This is a genomic window from Pseudomonas sp. DP-17 (genome assembly GCF_022380625.1).
Classification (GTDB): Bacteria; Pseudomonadota; Gammaproteobacteria; order Pseudomonadales; family Pseudomonadaceae; genus Pseudomonas; species Pseudomonas nitroreducens_A.
Window position 1 is genome coordinate 135,536 of sequence record NZ_JAKSXG010000008.1, and the last position, 16,457, is coordinate 151,992.

The following is a 16,457-nucleotide window of genomic DNA, read 5'->3' on the forward strand; positions in this document are numbered from 1 at the left end:
ATCCACCCGAATGGGTGGCTTGTAACGCCCTGTCCATCGACGGGAAGGCCGCGCGACGCGGGGCCTGAGGGGGTTTCTCATGGTTCCCCCCGAAAGCCTGTTACAACTTCGAACAAACGGCCCTGCGGGCTTTCGCGGACAAAGTCCGCTCCCACGTCAGCGGCGAGCGTAGGAGCGGACTCTGTCCGCGATTAATTCCCGGCAGCTCCGGCGCTGGGCAGGGTCGCGAGCAGGGTCGGCTCCTACACCTGCCCTACCCAATAAAAAAGCCCCGCAATGCGGGGCCCGGTGTGATGCAAAGGCAGACTCAACCGATGCTCGGCACCGCCTCGTCCATCAACACCTGCCCACGCTTGCGCTTGAGCAGGTAGTACGCTAGGTAGCAGGCCGCCATGAAGCCGAAGCCCCAGTACAGCGATGGGCGCTGGGTCGGGTCCAGGGCGAGGAACACGAACAGCGAGCAGCAGATCGCGATGCACGCCAGCGGGATCAGCGGGAACAGCGGCGCGGCGTACTTCAGGTCGGCCACGGTGCCGCCCTTGGCCATGTGCTCGCGGCGGAAGCGGTACTGGGCGTAGGCGATGACGATCCAGGTGACGGTGCCGGACATCCCGCTCACCGCCATCAGCACCATGAACAGAGTGTCGGCGGCGACGATGCTGGTGAGCAGCGACAGCAGGGCGAAGGCGAGGCTGATCAGCAACGCATAGAGCGGCACGCCGCGGGCGCTGAGTTTCGACAGCTTGCGCGGCGCCATGCCGGTCTTGGACATGGCCCAGAGGATGCGCGTGGAGGCATACAGGCCGGAGTTGCCCACGGACAGGATGGCGGTGAGGATCACGAAGTTCATCAGGTCGGCGGCATAGGGAATGCCGACCATGTCGAATACCTGCACGAACGGGCTTTCCATCAGGCCGGCCTGCTTCCACGGCACGATGCAGGACAGCACGACGATCGCCAGCACGTAGAAGATCAGCACGCGGAACACCACGTTGCGCACGGCGCGCGGGATGCTCTTTTCCGGCTGGTCGGTCTCGCCGGCGGCAACGCCCATGATCTCGCAGCCCTGGAAGGCGTAGACCACCGTCATCATCACCGCGAACACGGCGGACAGGCCGTTGGGGAACAGACCGTCGCTCATCAGGTTGTGCAGGCCCGGCGCGGCCTCGCCGCTGTTCAGCGGGATGGCGCCGAAGATCACCAGCAGGCCGATCACGATGAAGGCCAGGATGGCGGCGACCTTGATGCCCGAGAACCAGTACTCGGCCTCACCGAAGGCGCGGGTGGCCAGGGCGTTGAGGGAGAACAGCACGACCACGAAGAAGCCCGACCAGATCCAGATCGGCACCTCGGGGAACCAGCGGGTCATCAGCATGCCGGCGGCAGTGAACTCGAGGCCCACGGTGGAGGCCCAGCTCATCCAGTAGACCCAGCCGATCATGAACCCGGTGGCCGGGCCGATGAAGCGCGTGGCGTGGGCCTGGAAGGAGCCGGAGACGGGCATCTGCACCGATAGCTCGCCCAGGCAGACCATCACCAGGTACATCAAGAGGCCCGCGACCAGGTAGGCGAGGATGGCGCCCATGGGACCGCCGGAGCCGATGGTCACGCCCGAGCCCATGAACAGGCCGGTGCCGATCACGCCGCCCAGCGACAGCATGAAGATGTGGCGGCTCTTCAGCGCGCGGGTGAGCTGGATCTTCTCTTGCGGCTCAGACATGGCGCACCTCCGGGAAACGGCGGGCGCGACGGAGCGGAACTCTACGTTGGATCATTATTGTTATCTCCAATCAATCAGAGGCCGTGGCTCGGGCACGGATGCCAGCGGATTATTGGAAGGCGATGTAAGACGGGGTTGTTCGCCAGGATCGAAGTTGTAGAAAGATGTAAGGATTTTGTGCAGGGCTTGCTGCGCGGGGGTTTCAGCGTTTTTGATTTTCGTAGGAGCGAGCTTGCTCGCGAACGGTTTTCCCCGGGGAGTCCGAAGCTGGGCGGGTTCGCGAGCAAGCTCGCTCCTACAGGTCAGGCGCCCCACGATGGCATCGATGCCATCCCGAACTTACGCCAGAGCGCTCTTCAGACGTTCTGCGGCAACCGCCCTCTCTTGTTCCAGCTTTTGCGTCCAATCAGCCAGCGAATTCCCCGCCAGCGCCGCCGCCTCCAGCTCGCCCAGGCCATCCCCCAACCCGCGCAGGCCCATGGACCGGCAGCTCCCCGCCAGCCGGTGCGCCAGGCTGGCGGCCTCCACCGCATCGTCCTGGCGCAGCGCATCCAGCAGCAATGGCCATTGCTCATCCAGCAGCTTCCACAGGCTGGCGAGCAGCTCGTTCAGCTTGTGCTCGCCCAGCAGGCGACGGTGGGTATCGAGGACCTGGCGGTCCAGCGGGCCGTTATCCAGCGCCTCGGGCAACAGTTCCCAGGCCACGCCAGCCAGCGCGCGGCGCAGGTCGTCCAGGCGCAGGGGCTTGCCCAGCACGCCCTGCATGCCGGCCTCGAAATAGCGGCGGACCATGCCCGGTTGCACGCTGGCGGTGAAGGCATGGATCGGCGTGGTCGCATTGAGCCCAGCCGGCTGCGCGCGGATCGCCCGGCACAGGTCGAGGCCGGTCATCCCCGGCAGGTGCATGTCCAGCAGGATCAGGTCGAAGCGCCGCCCGGCAGTGAGCGCCAGCGCGGGTTCGGCGTCGTCGGCGAGCTGCACGCGATGACCATCGCGCTCCAGCAACGCCTGGGCGACTTCGCGGTTGAGGGCGACGTCCTCCACCACCAGCACGTCCAATGCCGGCGCCTGCTCGACGGCCATGCTGGAGCGCGGCACCACGCCCGGCGCCAGCACAATCTCGAACCAGAAGGTGCTGCCCTCGCCCTCCAGGCTCTCCACGCCGATCTCGCCGCCCATGGCCTGCACCAGTCGCTTGCTGATCGCCAGCCCCAGCCCGGTGCCGCCGTAGCGCCGCGCCACCTCATCGCTGGCCTGGGTGAAGCGCTGGAAGATCTTCTCCTGCTGCTCGGCGGAGATACCGATGCCGTCGTCGGTGACGCTGAAACGCAGGCGCTGCCCGGCGTCGCCGCTCTCCAACACGACGACCTCCAGCAGCACCTCGCCTTCCTCGGTGAATTTCACGGCGTTGGCCAGCAGGTTGCTCAGCACCTGGCGCAGGAACTGCTCGGCGCCACGGCAGCCATCCTGCACCTGGGGTTCGACACGCAGGCGCAGGCAGGTGCCGTTGTCCTCGGCGCGCGGCTCCAGCAGGGTCACCACGTCGTCGAGCAGACGGCGCAAGGAGAAGTCCACCGGCTCGGGCCGGCTGGCGCCGTCTTCCAGCTTGGCGAAGTGCAGCACCTCGTTGAGGATCGCCAGCAGCCCTTCGCCGGCGGTGGACAGTGCCTGCAGACGGCGCCGGTCCTGCTCGCCCAAAGGCGCGGCGCGCAGCAGTTCGGCCATGCCGAGGATGCCGTTGAGCGGAGTGCGGATTTCATGGCTCATGGTGGCGAGGAAGCGGCTCTTGGCGCGGTTGGCAGCCTCGGCCTCCTCCTTGGCGCGACGCAGGCTGGCAGTGCGCCGCTCGACCCGGCGCTGGAGTTCGTCGCGCTTGCTCTGCAGGGCCGCGCGGTCGGCCTCGCGCCGGCGCAACTCGGCGCGCAGGGCTCGTCGCAGGCCGTCGAGGGCATCGGCGACGGTGTCGATCTCGTCCTCTTCGCCTGAGCGTTTCTTGTCCAGTGCCAGCTCGGTGCCCAAGTCGCCGCCGGTGAGCCCGCGGACGAAATCGGCCATGGCGCGCAGATGACGGGTGACCAGGCTGTGGAACAGCCAGCTCAGCGCCACCGCCAGGCCACAGAGGAACACCCCCATCCACAGCAGGCTGGTCAGTCCGCCATGAAGCAGGCGCAGGTAGACGGCCCCAAGGTCGATGCTGATTGCCAGCTCGCCGAGGTCGCGGCGCTCGCCGTCGGGCGGCTGGAAAGCCAGGGCGTAGTGCTCGACACGGAAGGGCCCGCGCTTTTCATCGGCGTCCTGCACCAGGTTGAAGTCGGCGCTGCGCAGGCGCACCTGGGCGATGTCGGGGAAGTCGGCCAGACCGTGCAGCTGCACGTTCAGCTGTTCCTGGTTGAGATCCCACAGGCTGCGCTCGAAGCTGGCGAGATAGCCGACGCGGATCAGCTCCAGCCGGTTGTCGATGTCGCGCATCTCGCGGCGGTATTCGAAGTACAGCTGCACCACGCTGGCCAGCACGGTGAAGCACAGGCTGAACAGCAGCACCCGCAACAGCAGGCGCCGGGCCAGGCCGCCGGGCAGCCTCAACGCGGCACCCCGTCGCCCGCGAGCATGGCGCGGTAGTCATGCTCGCTCTGTTCCAGCCAGCGGGCGACGCTGCCGTCGTCCACGCGCTTCCTCAGCAGCGCGTCGATCTCGTCCATCCGCGCGGCCAGCGGCGAATGGCGGGAGACAGCGATGCGCAGGTAATCCACGGTGAGCGGTTTGGACAGCGCGAAGATGTCCTGCCCACCGGCCAGTTGTTCGGCGAACAGCGTGCCGGTGCGCCGCTCGTGGGCGATGAAGTCGATGCGCTGGCGAATCAGCTTGCCGAAGTTCTGGCGGCTGTCGGAGACCCATTCGACGTTGCCGTGCTCGGCGACGAAGCGGTCGAACTGCGGCCCGTAGCTCTCGCCGAACAGCAGTCCACCGCGGTACTGGGCGAGGTCGCCCAGCTGGTCGAAACGCACCGGCTTGCGGCGGTTGTAGAAGATCGCCACTTCCTCGCGCAGCACCGGCACGCGGGAGAACAGCAGGCCGTCGTCGCGCTGCGGGGTCTGGTAGGCGAGCACCACGTCGACGCGACCCTCGGCGGCGTCCAGCAGGCAGCGCTTCCAGTTGCCCAGCACCACGGTCTTCACTTCGTAGCCCAACTCGCCGAGCACGCTGCGCACGGTCTGCGGCGCCAGCCCCCGTACCTCATGGCCATCGCTCCAGGAAATGGGCGGGTAGACGGGGTAGTCGCAGTAGCGGATGGGTTGGGCGGCCTGGACGGCTGTGCAGAAGATCAACGTGAGCAGACCAAGTCCATGCTGCAACGATAGGAGCGGCGATTGCCCTCTCCCCAGCCCTCTCCCTGAAGGAAGAGGGGGAAAAGGCCGTTCCCGCGCGAGGCTGAAAGATCGTTGCAACACGCTCACTGCAAGGTGCATTCAGGCGTCGGCGGGCGTGGCGGTGAACAGGTATCCCGCGCCGTGGATGGTGATAATCAGCTCGGGCTCGGCCGGGTCGTCGCGCAGCTTGCGGCGCAGGCGGCCGACCAGCACGTCGATGGAACGATCGTTGGGCAGCCACTCGCGGTTGCGGATCTGGTCCATCAACTGGTCGCGGCTCAGGGTGTGGCCGGTGTTGCGCAGGAACACGCCGAGCAGCTGGAACTCGCCATGGGTCAGCGGGGTTTCGCTGCCATCGCTGTCGATCAGGCGGCGGCGGTCCGGGTCCAGCGTCCAGTGGGCGAAGCGCTTGTGCTGCTGCCGGCTGCCCGGCGCGGCTATCGCGGCGGGTTGGCGCGCGTGGCGCACGCGGCGGATCAGGTTCTTCGCGCGGGACACCAGCTCGCGGGGGTTCAGTGGCTTGATCACGTAGTCGTCGGCGCCGCATTCCAGGCCGACGATGCGGTCGATGTCGTCGTTGCGACCGGTGATCAGGATGATGCCGACCTCCGAGCGTACGCGCAGCTCGCGGGTCAGGGTCAGGCCGTCCTTGCCGGGCAGGCGGATGTCGAGCATCACCAGGTCGATGGGCCGCTCGGCCTGTGCGGCTTCGGCGAGCGACGCCTCGGCCTGCTCGGCGGTGCCGGCGCACAGCACGTCATAGCCTTCCTCGCCGAGGTAGGCCTGGAGGAGCTCGCGAATCACCGGATCGTCGTCGACGATCAGTACACGGGAAGTCATCGCAATACCCTGCTGAGGCCACCGCTCGTGGCGGGGCCATTCTTGTTATGCGTGGAGGTAGAGCTGTAGGAACTGTCCTGCAGATGGCGGCAGGTTACCGCCCGCTGAACAATCGATCAACAGACTCCCGACGCCCGACAGAAGCGCTGCCGACCGCCGTACTGGAGGCCATCCACCCAGGCTTCGCAGATCTGCACACCCTGCTCCGGGGTGAAGGTATTGGGATTCAGACCGGACTCCAGCCACAGGCCGTCGAGCAAGGCGCTGAGAGCGATGGCGGCCAGTTCGGCATCGAAATCGGCCCAACCCTCCTCCGTCGCCAGCTCGTTCAGTGCCTGCGCCAGCAACGCGCGGTACTCGCCGTAGGAATGGTCGTGGGCCTTGTTGATTTCCTCGGCCGTCTTCACCGCGCCCCAGAACGCCAGCCAGGCATCCAGCAGTTGCGGGTCGAGCAGCTCGGCACAGAACGACGCACGGAAGAACGCCGACAGGCGCGCGCGGGCATCCGGCGCGGCCTCGGCGATGGCTTCGCGCAGCAGTTGCATGACCCGCCCGGTAACCGTCAGGTAGGCCTCGGCCACCAGTTCGTCCTTGCCCGAATAGTGGTGGTTGATCAGCCCCACCGAGACGCCGGCCTCGGCGCAGATCTTGCGTATGGAGGCTCCCTGGAAGCCATGGCGTTTCAGGCACGCGAGGGTGGCCTCGATCAGCAGCGCCTTGCGCTGCTCCGGCTCCAGTCGGGTAAAGCGGACTTCCTCGTTCATGCCTGGCTCCTCAGGGTTCAGGTGGCCAATCTGAACGATTGTTCGACAGGAAGCCAGCCTTACCTACCCGTTCGGGGAATGGTCCGGGCACCGCCCCTGGTCGACAGTGGCTTCATCCGCGACAACTCCAATTCATAAGAAAACCAAAGGTGGGACTGACATGCAGAAAACGCTCGCAGCAGTACTCAGCGCGGCGCTGGCGACCTTGCCGGCACTGGGTCACGGGGAGGAAGCCGAAGGCGCGAAGACGCTGCGGCTGTACAACTGGACCGACTACATCGGCGAACACACCATCGCCGACTTCGAGAAGGAAACCGGGATCAAGGTGGTCTACGACACCTTCGATTCCTACGAAACCGTGCAGGGCAAACTGCTGCCCGGCCGCTCGGGCTACGACCTGGTGGTGCTCAACGCCGCCCTGGTGCCGCCGCTGCTCAAGGCGGGCGTGTTCCAGCCGCTGGACAAGTCCAAGCTGCCCAGCTGGACCAACCTCGATGCCGACGTGCTCAAGCACCTGGACCACTACGATCCGGGCGTGAAGTATTCGGCGCCCTACACCTGGGGCAGCAACGGCATCACCTACAACATCGACAAGATCAAGCAGCGCATGCCCGACGCGCCCATCGGCTCGCTGGCGATGCTGTTCGATCCGAAGATCGTGTCGAAATTCGCCGATTGCGGGGTGACCATCATCGACTCCCCCACCGACGTGATCCCGCTGGCCCTGACCTACCTCAAGCGCGACCCCAACAGCGCGCTGCCCGAGGACCTCAAGGCCGCCCAGGACCTGCTGCAATCGATCCGCCCGTACATCCGCAAGTTCGACTCCACCAGCTACCTGAACGGCCTGGCCAACGGCGACCAGTGCATGGCGATGACCTGGTCCGGCGACTACGCCACCGCCCAGGCCCGCGCCGACGAGGCCGGCGCCAAGGTCAAGCTGGGCTACTTCGTGCCCAAGGAAGGCTCGCTGATCTGGTTCGACGATTTCTACATCCCGGCCGACGCGCCGCACGTGGAAAACGCCCACAAGTTCATCGAATACATGCTGCAGCCGAAGGTGGCCGCCGGCGTCGCCGACTACATCCGCTACGCCTCGAGCAACGCCGCCGCCACCCCGCTGCTGGCCGCCGAAGTACGCAACGACCCGGCGATCTACCCCGACGCCGAAACCCGCGCGCGGCTGTTCACCCAGAAGGTGCAGACGCCCAAGGCGACCCGCCTGATTACCCGCACCTGGAACGCGGTGAAGACCGGGACCTGATAACGCAACACCCGAGCCCCTCTCCCCAGCCCTCTCCCTGAAGGGAGCGGGGGCCCGATGGAACCGCCGGCCAGCATGGCAGCGACCTGAGAATGACGAGAAACATGACTGACAAGGAGGTTCGGCGCCACACAGCGCGCCGAACCATTCCCTCTCCCTTCGGAGCGGGGCTCGCAGCCAGGGTCAGGGAGAGGGCAGACGCCCAACCGAATAACGAAAGTCCGAGGTACAGACGATGACCACCACCACCCCAGCCTACTTCGCCCAGTTCAACGACGAGCAGCTGGTCGCCGCCGACAAGGCCCACTACATGCACGGCTACCACGTGTTCGACGACCACCGGGTCAACGGTGCGCTGAACATCGCCGCCGGCGAGGGCGCCTACATCTACGACACCAAGGGCAATCGCTACCTGGACGCCGTGGGCGGCATGTGGTGCACCAACATCGGCCTGGGCCGCGCGGAAATGGCCGACGCCATCGCCGAGCAGGTGCGCCAGCTGGCCTACTCCAACCCCTTCTGCGACATGGCCAACGTCACCGCCATCCAGCTGTGCGAGAAGCTCGCCGAACTGGCGCCGGGCGACCTCGACCACGTGTTCCTCACCACCGGTGGTTCCACCGCCGTGGACACCGCCTACCGCCTGATCCAGTACTACCAGAACTGCCGCGGCAAGCATGAGAAGAAGCACATCATCAGCCGCGTCAACGCCTACCACGGCTCGACCTTCCTCACCATGTCCCTGGGCGGCAAGGTCGCCGACCACCCGGCCGAGTTCGATTTCCTCAAGGACGTCATCCACCACATTTCCTGCCCCAACCCCTACCGCGCGCCGGAAGGGATGACGGAAAGCGACTTCCTCGAATTCCTGGTGAAGGAATTCGAAGACAAGATCCTCGAACTGGGCGCGGATAAGGTGGCGGCCTTCTTCGCCGAGCCGATCATGGGCTCGGGCGGCGTGATCATTCCGCCCAAGGGCTACCACCAGCGCATGTGGCAGGTCTGCCAGCAATACGACGTGCTCTACGTCGCCGACGAGGTGGTGACCTCGTTTGGCCGTCTCGGCGCCTTCTTCGCGTCCGAAGACGTGTTCGGCATGCAGCCGGACATCATCACCACCGCCAAGGGCCTGACCTCCGGCTACCTGCCGCTGGGCGCGTGCATCTTCTCCGAGCGCATCTGGAAGGTGATCGGCGAGGCCGACAAGGGCCGCTGCTTCGCCCATGGCTTCACCTACAGCGGGCACCCGGTGAGCTGTGTCTCGGCGCTGAAGAACATCGAGATCATCGAGCGCGAGAACCTGCTGGAGCACGTGAAGGACGTCGGCGGCTACCTGGAGCAGCGCCTGCAGGAGCTGGCCGGCCTGCCGCTGGTGGGCAGCGTGCGCTGCCAGAAGCTGATGGCCTGCGTCGAGTTCGTCGCCGACAAGCGCAGCAAGGCGCTCTTCCCCGAGGAGCTGAACATCGGCGAGAAGATCCACCTGCGCGCCCAGGCCAAGGGCCTGCTGGTGCGGCCGATCGTGCACCTGAACGTGATGTCGCCGCCGTTGACCATCACCCGCGGGCAGGTCGACGAGATCGTCGACAAGCTGCGCGAGTCGATCCTGGAGGCTGCCGAGGACCTTCAGCGCAGCGGTGATTACGCGGGGCACTGATGATCGATCCGAGGATTTTGCCTACACCCCGGCAGCCCTTTATGCTGCCGGACATGAGCGAATCCCAGGCGCTGAGCGAAACGTCCGACGCACCGGCCCTGCATGCCTGGCATGCAGGGCTGGCGCGCGCCCTGGCCAGCGTCGGCGAAGTCGTCTTCGTCGAGCGCCTGGCCGACGCCCTGGGCTGCCTGGTGCCGGTGGAGTCGGTGATGCTCGGCCTGGAACAGCGCGGCCAGCCGCCGCAACCGCTGTACCAGCGCGGCGTCCACCCGGAACACCACGAGGCGCTGGTCGACCGCTACTACGCCCGCGGCTACCTGCTCGACCCCTTCTGCCTGGCCATGGAAGACGGCCTCACCGAGGGCTTCTATCCGCTGGCCGACATCGCCCCGGACGACTTCTTTGCCAGCGAGTACTACAAGACCTACTACCTCAAGTTCGGCTGCACCGAGGACTGCCACTTCATCATCGACCTGGGCGAAGCGCGCAAGGTCTCGCTGTGCCTGTACCAGGGCGAGAGCGGCGCGCGCTTCAGCGAAACCCAGCTGGACCTGCTGGCCACTGCCCTGCCGCTGGTGCGTGAGCTGTTCCGCCAGTTCGAGCGCAATGGCGGGCTGGACCTGCTGCTGGCCGGGCGCGGCGTGAAAGTCAGCGCGCCGGACGATCAGGCGCCGCTGAACCGGCACATCCGCGCGGCCTTCATGAACTTCGGCGCCGACCGGCTCACCGAGCGCGAACGGGAAATCGCCCACCTGCTGCTGCGCGGCCACTCGGTGAAATCCAGCGCGCGGGTGCTGGATATCTCCCCGGAAACCGTGCGCATGCACCGCAAGCACCTCTACACCAAGCTTGCGATCAACTCCCAGGCGGAGCTGTTCTCGCTGTTCATCGACTGGCTGACCGGGGGCGTGAGCGCGGCCTGACCCCGGCTCCTCGCAGGATGGCGTGAAGCGCAACGAAACCCATCGGCCCCATACGCCATCAGCATGGGTATCGCTGCGCTCCACCCATCCTACGGTTCGAACCCAAAGTGATCGGGCACCACGCCCTACACCCAGGCTTTGCGGCGTGGATATCGAGCACACATCGAGCTCAGCCGATGCGGCGCCGGCCGAGAAAATCTGCCAACCTATTGCCGTTCCCGCTGTCTGACCCGTGCCAAACCACCCGGAGAGCTCCCCGATGTCCCGACGCTGGCTACCCGCCTTGCTGTTGGCCGCCGCCCTGCCGCTGCACGCCGCCGAATCCAAACCCACCTACGGCCCGGAACTGGAGCGCTTCAACTACTCCTACCCGGTCGGTCACTACAGCTTCGCGTCCCAGGGCCACCACATGCACATGGCCTACATCGACGTGAAGCCCAGGAAGCAGCCCAACGGCCGCACCGTGGTGCTGCTGCACGGCAAGAACTTCTGCGCCGGCACCTGGGAAACCACCATCGCGGCCCTGAGCGACGCCGGCTACCGCGTCGTCGCGCCGGACCAGATCGGCTTCTGCAAATCCACCAAGCCCGAGCGCTACCAGTACAGCTTCCAGCAGCTGGCGACCAATACCCATGCCCTGCTCGAGCACCTGAAGATCGGCAGGATCACCCTGCTGGGCCACTCCACCGGCGGCATGCTCGCCACCCGCTACGCGCTGATGTACCCGCAGCAGGTCGAGCAGCTGGCGATGGTCAACCCCATCGGCCTGGAAGACTGGAAAGCCCTCGGCGTGCCCTACCGCACCCCGGACCAGTGGTACGAGCGCGAGCTGAAGACCAGCGCCGAGAGCATCCGCCAGTACGAGCAGGCGACCTACTACGCCGGCCAGTGGAAGCCCGAGTACGACAAGTGGGTGAACATGCTCGCCGGCCTGTTCAACGGCGCCGGCCACGAGCGCGTGGCATGGAACTCCGCGCTGCTCTACGACATGATCTTCACCCAGCCGGTGGTCTACGAATTCGGCCAGTTGAAAATGCCGACCCTGCTGCTGATCGGCACCAGGGACAACACCGCCATCGGCAAGGACATCGCCCCGGCCGAGCTCAAGCCCAAGCTGGGCAACTACGCCGAACTGGGCAAGGCGACCGCCAAGGCCATCCCCAACGCCACCCTGGTGGAGTTCGACGACATGGGCCACGCGCCGCAGATCCAGGACCCGAAGCGCTTCCACGAGGCGCTGCTCAAAGGGCTGGCGGACCTCAAGCACTGACAGCGCCGAGCCATCCGGGTAGTCCTACAAGTGCGCTCCAGCGCGGACGCAGCCCCAACAAAAACGCCGGCTCCCCTCGCAGGGAGCCGGCGTTTTTTATCTAGCCGAGAGAATCAGCCCAGGTTCTTGCCCAGCAGCGCGTGGTACAGCTCGCTGTCGCCGAGCACGCCGACTACGCGGCTCTGCTCCTGCAGCACCAGCTTGTGGCCGGTCTGGTAGCGAATCTGCAGCGCGTCGCGCATGCGGATGTTGACGTCCACCAGGGTCGGCTCGTGCTTGAGCTTCTCCACCGGGTCGCCCGGGCGCCACTGCTGCAGGTCGATGATGTTGCTGCCCTGGCGCGCGGTCTTGATCTGGTTGGTCTCGGTCAGCCCCAGCCAGCAATCGCGTCCCTGGTCGAAGCACACCTCGTCGGCCTGGCGGCGGCACTGGTCCAGGCCACGCATCAGGCTGGAACCGCAGAGTACGTTGAGCGGGTTGGTGTGGGCGACGAAGGTACGCACGTAGTCGTCCGCCGGGCTGAGCACGATTTCCTCGGGCTTGCCGTGCTGGATGATGCGGCCGTCCTTCATGATCGCGATGCGGGTGCCGATCTTCAGCGCTTCGTCCAGGTCATGGCTGACGAAGACGATGGTCTTGTGCAGCTGGCGCTGCAGCACCAGCAGTTCGTCCTGCAGCTGCTGGCGGATCAGCGGGTCCAGCGCGGAGAAGGGTTCGTCCATCAGCAGGATGTCGCCATCCATCGCCAGCGCGCGGGCCAGGCCGACGCGCTGCTGCATGCCGCCGGAGAGCGAATCCGGGCGCTTGTCGCGCCACTGCGACAGGCCGACCAGTTCGAGCTTCTCGTCGATCACCTTCTTGCGCTCGTTGGCCGGGCGTCCCTGCATCTCCAGGCCGAAGCCGATGTTCTCGGCGACGGTCAGCCAGGGCATCAGGGCGAACTTCTGGAACACCATGGCGATGCGCTTGGTGCGCATGGTCTTGAGCGTCGCCGACGAGCAGCTGGCGATATCCACCTGCTGGCCCTCGTGCTCGATCAGCAGCTTGCCGCGGCTGACCCGGTTGAGGCCGTTGATGCAGCGCAGCAGGCTCGACTTGCCCGAGCCCGACAGGCCCATCATCACGCAGATCTCGCCGCGATTGACGTCCAGGCAGGCATCCTCGACACCCAGCACCTGGCCGGTGCGCTTGAGGATTTCCTCGCGGCCCAGGCCCTGGTCCAGCAGCTTGAGCGCTTCCTTGGTGTGGGTGCCGAAAATCACATCCACATGTTCGAATCGAATCGCCGACATAGTACTTACCTCCCCCGCAGCGAACGTTGCTTGCACACCCGGTCGAGCAGGATGGCGAGCAGGACGATGGCCAGACCGGCCTCGAAGCCGAGGGAAATGTCCGCCGTGTTGAGCGCGTTGACCACCGGCTTGCCGAGGCCGTCAGCACCCACCAGCGCGGCGATAACCACCATCGACAGCGACAACATGATGCATTGGGTGATCCCCGCGCCGATGCTCGGCATGGCGTGCGGCAACTCGATGCGCGTCAGCAGTTGCCAGCGCGAGCAGCCGAAGGCCTTGCCGGCGTCCATCAGCTCCGCCGGCACGTCCTGGATACCCAGGCAGGTGAGGCGGATGGGCGCGGCGATGGCGAAGATCACCGTGGAGATCAGACCCGGAACCACGCCCAGGCCGAACAGGGTCAGGGTGGGAATCAGGTAGACGAAGGTGGGCACCGTCTGCATCAGGTCCAGTAACGGCCTGAGAGCGGTGTAGAACCAGGGCTTGTGCGCCGCCAGGATGCCCAGCGGCACTCCGATGGCGATACACACCACCGTGGCGAAGATCACCTGCGCCAGGGTCTCCATGGTTTCCTGCCAGTACCCCAGGTTCAGGATCAGCAGCAGCGAAGCCAGGGCGAAAGCGGCGAGCCCCCAGCTGCGCTGGATGTAGAACACCAGGAAGACCATCAGCGCGATCAGCGCCAGCGGGTTGAACCAGAGCAGGCTGTTGGTGACGCCGTGGATGAGGAACTCGAGGGTGTCGGAAATCTTGTCGAACACCGACGCGCCGTGTTGCGTAAGCCAGTCGACGAAGGCGGCGATATGCTCGCCCAGCGGTAGCTTGTGGTCAGTCAGAAACATAATGCGGGCCCATCAGAAGCTTGAGGAATCGGCCAACGGCAATTACTTCGGCACTTACTTCGACTTTTTATTTCGAGAGTGCCACCTTGGCTGCCGCCAAGGCCGGTTTGCCGTCACGGGTGGTCACGCCGGCAAGCCAGGCGTCGAGCAGTTCCGGATGGTCCTTCAACCAGGCTTTTGCCGCCTCTTCGGGTTTCTTGCCCCCGTTGAGCACGGCGTCCATGAGTTTGTTTTCCATGTCCAGGGTAAAGGTCAGGTTGGTCAGCAGCTTGCCGACGTTCGGGCACTCCTGGACGTAGCCCTTGCGGACGTTGGTGTAGATGGTCGCGCCGCCGTAGTTGGGGCCGAACACGTCATCCCCGCCCTCGAGGTACTTCATCTTGAAGCGGGTGTTCATCGGATGCGGTTCCCAGCCCAGGAACACGATCCACTGGTTGCGGCGGTCGGCACGCCCGACCTGCGAGAGCATGCCGGCCTCGCTGGACTCGACCAGCTTGAACTTGCCCAGGTCGAACTGGTTCTTGTCCAGCATGCCCTGGACCAGGCGGTTGCCGTCATTGCCCGGCTCGATGCCGTAGATCTTGTTGCCCAGCTTGTCGGCATACTTGGCGATGTCGGCGAAGGACTTCAGCCCGCCGTCGTAGGCGGCCTGGGTCACGGCCAGGGTGTACTTGGCGCCCTCGAGGTTGGCTTTCACCGTCTCAACCGAACCATTGTCGGCGTAGGGCTTGATGTCGTTGGCCATGCTCGGCATCCAGTTGCCGAGGAACACGTCCAGATCCTTGTTCGCCAGCGACTTGTAGGTCACCGGCACGGACAGCATGGTGACCTTGGTGGTGTAGCCAAGCGACTCGAGCACCTGACGGGTAGTAGCGGTGGTCACGGTGATGTCGGTCCAGCCGACATCGGAGAAACGTACCGTGCCGCACGACTCAGGTTCAGCGGCCTGAACCGCCAGCGGTGCGCAAACGGACACAGCAGCCAGCAGCAAAGACTTGCAACCTTTCATGAGCGTACTCCTCTGCGGGGTGGGGCGCCGGCGCTGCCCACAGTGGGGCGCGGCGGTCTGAATTATGAGTGGGACCTCGAAGCGCAGGTCCTTTTGTTGTCATTTCGTAAACGATCATGGAACAGGAAAATTTCGTCGCCTACCGGGTGGGTCGCATCCAGTGCAGGCGAAGTCGTATTCAGCACCAGCCATGTCGCATCCAGTGGAAAGGCCCGGTTCCAGCGACTTCCAGAGGCCCGGATCACTCCATGGCGGCGGTTTTCTGACCCCCTGGCGCCGCGCCCGATGTGTTCGGAGCGACACCCTGCAACCAGCCATCGAGGACCTGCGGATTGGCTTTGAGCCAACTCTTGGCGGCCTGGCGGGGATTGCGTCGCTCGTTGAGCACCGCATCCATCAGCTGGTTCTCCATCGCCAGGTCGAATTTCAGGTTCTTCAGCAGCCGCGCGACATTGGGGCACTCCTGAAGATAGCCTGCTCTGACGTTGGTGAAGACAGTCGCGCCGCCAAAGTTGGGGCCAAAGTAGGAATCCCCTCCCTCCAGATAGTTCATCTGGATGCGCGTATTCATCGGGTGCGGCTCCCAGCCCAGGAACACGATGGGCTGCTTCAAGGCCCCGGCTCGCTTGACGTAGGCCAGCATGTCGGCCTCGCTGGACTCCACCAGCTTGAAGTCGCCCAGGCCGAAGGCTTTTTCATTGATCATCTTCTGGATCAGCTGGTTGCCGTCGTTGCCCGGCTCGATGCCATAGAGGCGCCCGCCAAGCTGATCCTTGAATTTTGCGATATCGGCAAAAGACTTCAGGCCCGCCTCATAGGCGTAGCGCGGCACCGCCAGGGTGTACTTGGCACCCTCGAGGTTGGCGCCCACCGTCTCCACCTGGCCCTTGTCGGCGAACGGCTTGATGTCGTTCGCCATGCTCGGCATCCAGTTGCCGAGGAACACGTCGACCTTCCTCTCCGACATCGCCTTGTAGGTGTCCGGCACCGACAGCCGCACCACCTGCGTGCGATAGCCCTGGTGGCTGAGCACCAGGCGGGTCACCGCGGTGGTCACGGTGATGTCGGTCCAGCCGACATCGGCGAAGCGCACCACGGCGCAGGATTCGGGTTCGGCGGCGCGCACAGCGCCCGGTAGTACCACGGATAACGCCAACAGCGACGACACAAGACTCTTCATGAGACCAGCCTCTGACTGCGGAGAATGGGGGTGGATACGGGCGAACGCGGCCGTTCGTCGGTGGCGGATCATGGAACAGCAGGACCGCCCACGCCTATCGACCGGTCGTGGTTCGCAGCGCTCGCGTCGTAAAGAGGCAAGCTTTCGTCGGCCCCGGAACAGGTGGCTTCCCGCCTTGCCCCGGTGGGGTGCGCAGGCGGCGTTATTGGATACGGCCGCGTCGTCGATGGACGCAGCCGGCGCCGGACTTGGGTCGATCATGGCCGGGCATCGCGGGCACAGGGACGTGCCTATCCCTCTCTCTCATGGATGTGCAGCTCGCCCGGAG

At 65.4% G+C, this 16,457-nt stretch carries 13 protein-coding genes; 4 read left to right on the forward strand and 9 right to left on the reverse strand.

Features of this window, described 5'->3' with window-relative positions; translation table 11 throughout:
* Positions 1 to 307: 307 nt before the first annotated feature.
* The 5 genes from MJ122_RS13575 to MJ122_RS13595 all read right to left on the reverse strand — a co-directional run bounded on the left by MJ122_RS13575 (position 308) and on the right by MJ122_RS13595 (position 6,692).
* Complete coding sequence (locus MJ122_RS13575) at positions 308 to 1,720, reverse strand: amino acid permease (protein ID WP_239744526.1); 1,413 nt, start codon at positions 1,718 to 1,720, stop codon at positions 308 to 310.
* Between the two features lie 339 nt (positions 1,721 to 2,059).
* Positions 2,060 to 4,303 carry an ATP-binding protein gene (locus MJ122_RS13580; protein WP_239744527.1) on the reverse strand — a complete coding sequence of 748 codons (2,244 nt, stop codon included), beginning with the start codon at positions 4,301 to 4,303 and terminating at the stop codon, positions 2,060 to 2,062.
* On the reverse strand, positions 4,300 to 5,055 hold the full coding sequence (locus MJ122_RS13585; RefSeq protein ID WP_239744626.1) for a transporter substrate-binding domain-containing protein: 756 nt from the start codon (positions 5,053 to 5,055) through the stop codon (positions 4,300 to 4,302). The genes MJ122_RS13580 and MJ122_RS13585 overlap by 4 nt, the downstream gene beginning before the upstream one ends.
* Before the next feature lie 132 nt (positions 5,056 to 5,187).
* Entirely contained in the window at positions 5,188 to 5,934 is a 747-nt protein-coding gene (locus MJ122_RS13590; protein ID WP_088420762.1) for a response regulator transcription factor, read from the reverse strand.
* Positions 5,935 to 6,044: 110 nt separating this feature from the next.
* Positions 6,045 to 6,692: a TetR family transcriptional regulator C-terminal domain-containing protein gene (locus MJ122_RS13595; RefSeq protein WP_088420761.1), complete on the reverse strand. Its 648-nt coding sequence runs from the start codon at positions 6,690 to 6,692 to the stop codon at positions 6,045 to 6,047.
* A gap of 160 nt (positions 6,693 to 6,852) precedes the next feature.
* Between MJ122_RS13595 and MJ122_RS13600 the strand changes: the two genes are divergently transcribed.
* The 4 genes from MJ122_RS13600 to MJ122_RS13615 all read left to right on the forward strand — a co-directional run bounded on the left by MJ122_RS13600 (position 6,853) and on the right by MJ122_RS13615 (position 11,803).
* Complete coding sequence (locus MJ122_RS13600; protein WP_239744528.1) at positions 6,853 to 7,956, forward strand: polyamine ABC transporter substrate-binding protein; 1,104 nt, start codon at positions 6,853 to 6,855, stop codon at positions 7,954 to 7,956.
* A 235-nt stretch (positions 7,957 to 8,191) separates the two neighbouring features.
* Positions 8,192 to 9,610, forward strand: a complete 1,419-nt coding sequence (locus tag MJ122_RS13605; protein ID WP_239744529.1) for an aminotransferase — start codon at positions 8,192 to 8,194, stop codon at positions 9,608 to 9,610.
* 53 nt (positions 9,611 to 9,663) lie between these two features.
* Positions 9,664 to 10,533 (forward strand): helix-turn-helix transcriptional regulator, encoded by an 870-nt coding sequence (locus MJ122_RS13610; protein WP_239744530.1) that lies wholly within the window; start codon positions 9,664 to 9,666, stop codon positions 10,531 to 10,533.
* Between the two features lie 259 nt (positions 10,534 to 10,792).
* Entirely contained in the window at positions 10,793 to 11,803 is a 1,011-nt protein-coding gene (locus MJ122_RS13615; RefSeq protein ID WP_239744531.1) for an alpha/beta hydrolase, read from the forward strand.
* Between the two features lie 113 nt (positions 11,804 to 11,916).
* Here the strand turns inward: MJ122_RS13615 and choV are convergent, their stop codons facing one another.
* The 4 genes from choV to MJ122_RS13635 all read right to left on the reverse strand — a co-directional run bounded on the left by choV (position 11,917) and on the right by MJ122_RS13635 (position 16,129).
* Positions 11,917 to 13,095: a choline ABC transporter ATP-binding protein gene (gene choV, locus MJ122_RS13620; RefSeq protein ID WP_239744532.1), complete on the reverse strand. Its 1,179-nt coding sequence runs from the start codon at positions 13,093 to 13,095 to the stop codon at positions 11,917 to 11,919.
* A gap of 5 nt (positions 13,096 to 13,100) precedes the next feature.
* Entirely contained in the window at positions 13,101 to 13,940 is an 840-nt protein-coding gene (gene choW, locus MJ122_RS13625) for a choline ABC transporter permease subunit (protein WP_017521464.1), read from the reverse strand.
* Between the two features lie 67 nt (positions 13,941 to 14,007).
* Positions 14,008 to 14,949, reverse strand: a complete 942-nt coding sequence (locus tag MJ122_RS13630; RefSeq protein WP_239744533.1) for a choline ABC transporter substrate-binding protein — start codon at positions 14,947 to 14,949, stop codon at positions 14,008 to 14,010.
* Between the two features lie 241 nt (positions 14,950 to 15,190).
* Positions 15,191 to 16,129, reverse strand: a complete 939-nt coding sequence (locus tag MJ122_RS13635) for a choline ABC transporter substrate-binding protein (protein WP_239744534.1) — start codon at positions 16,127 to 16,129, stop codon at positions 15,191 to 15,193.
* Between the last annotated feature and the right edge of the window lie 328 nt (positions 16,130 to 16,457).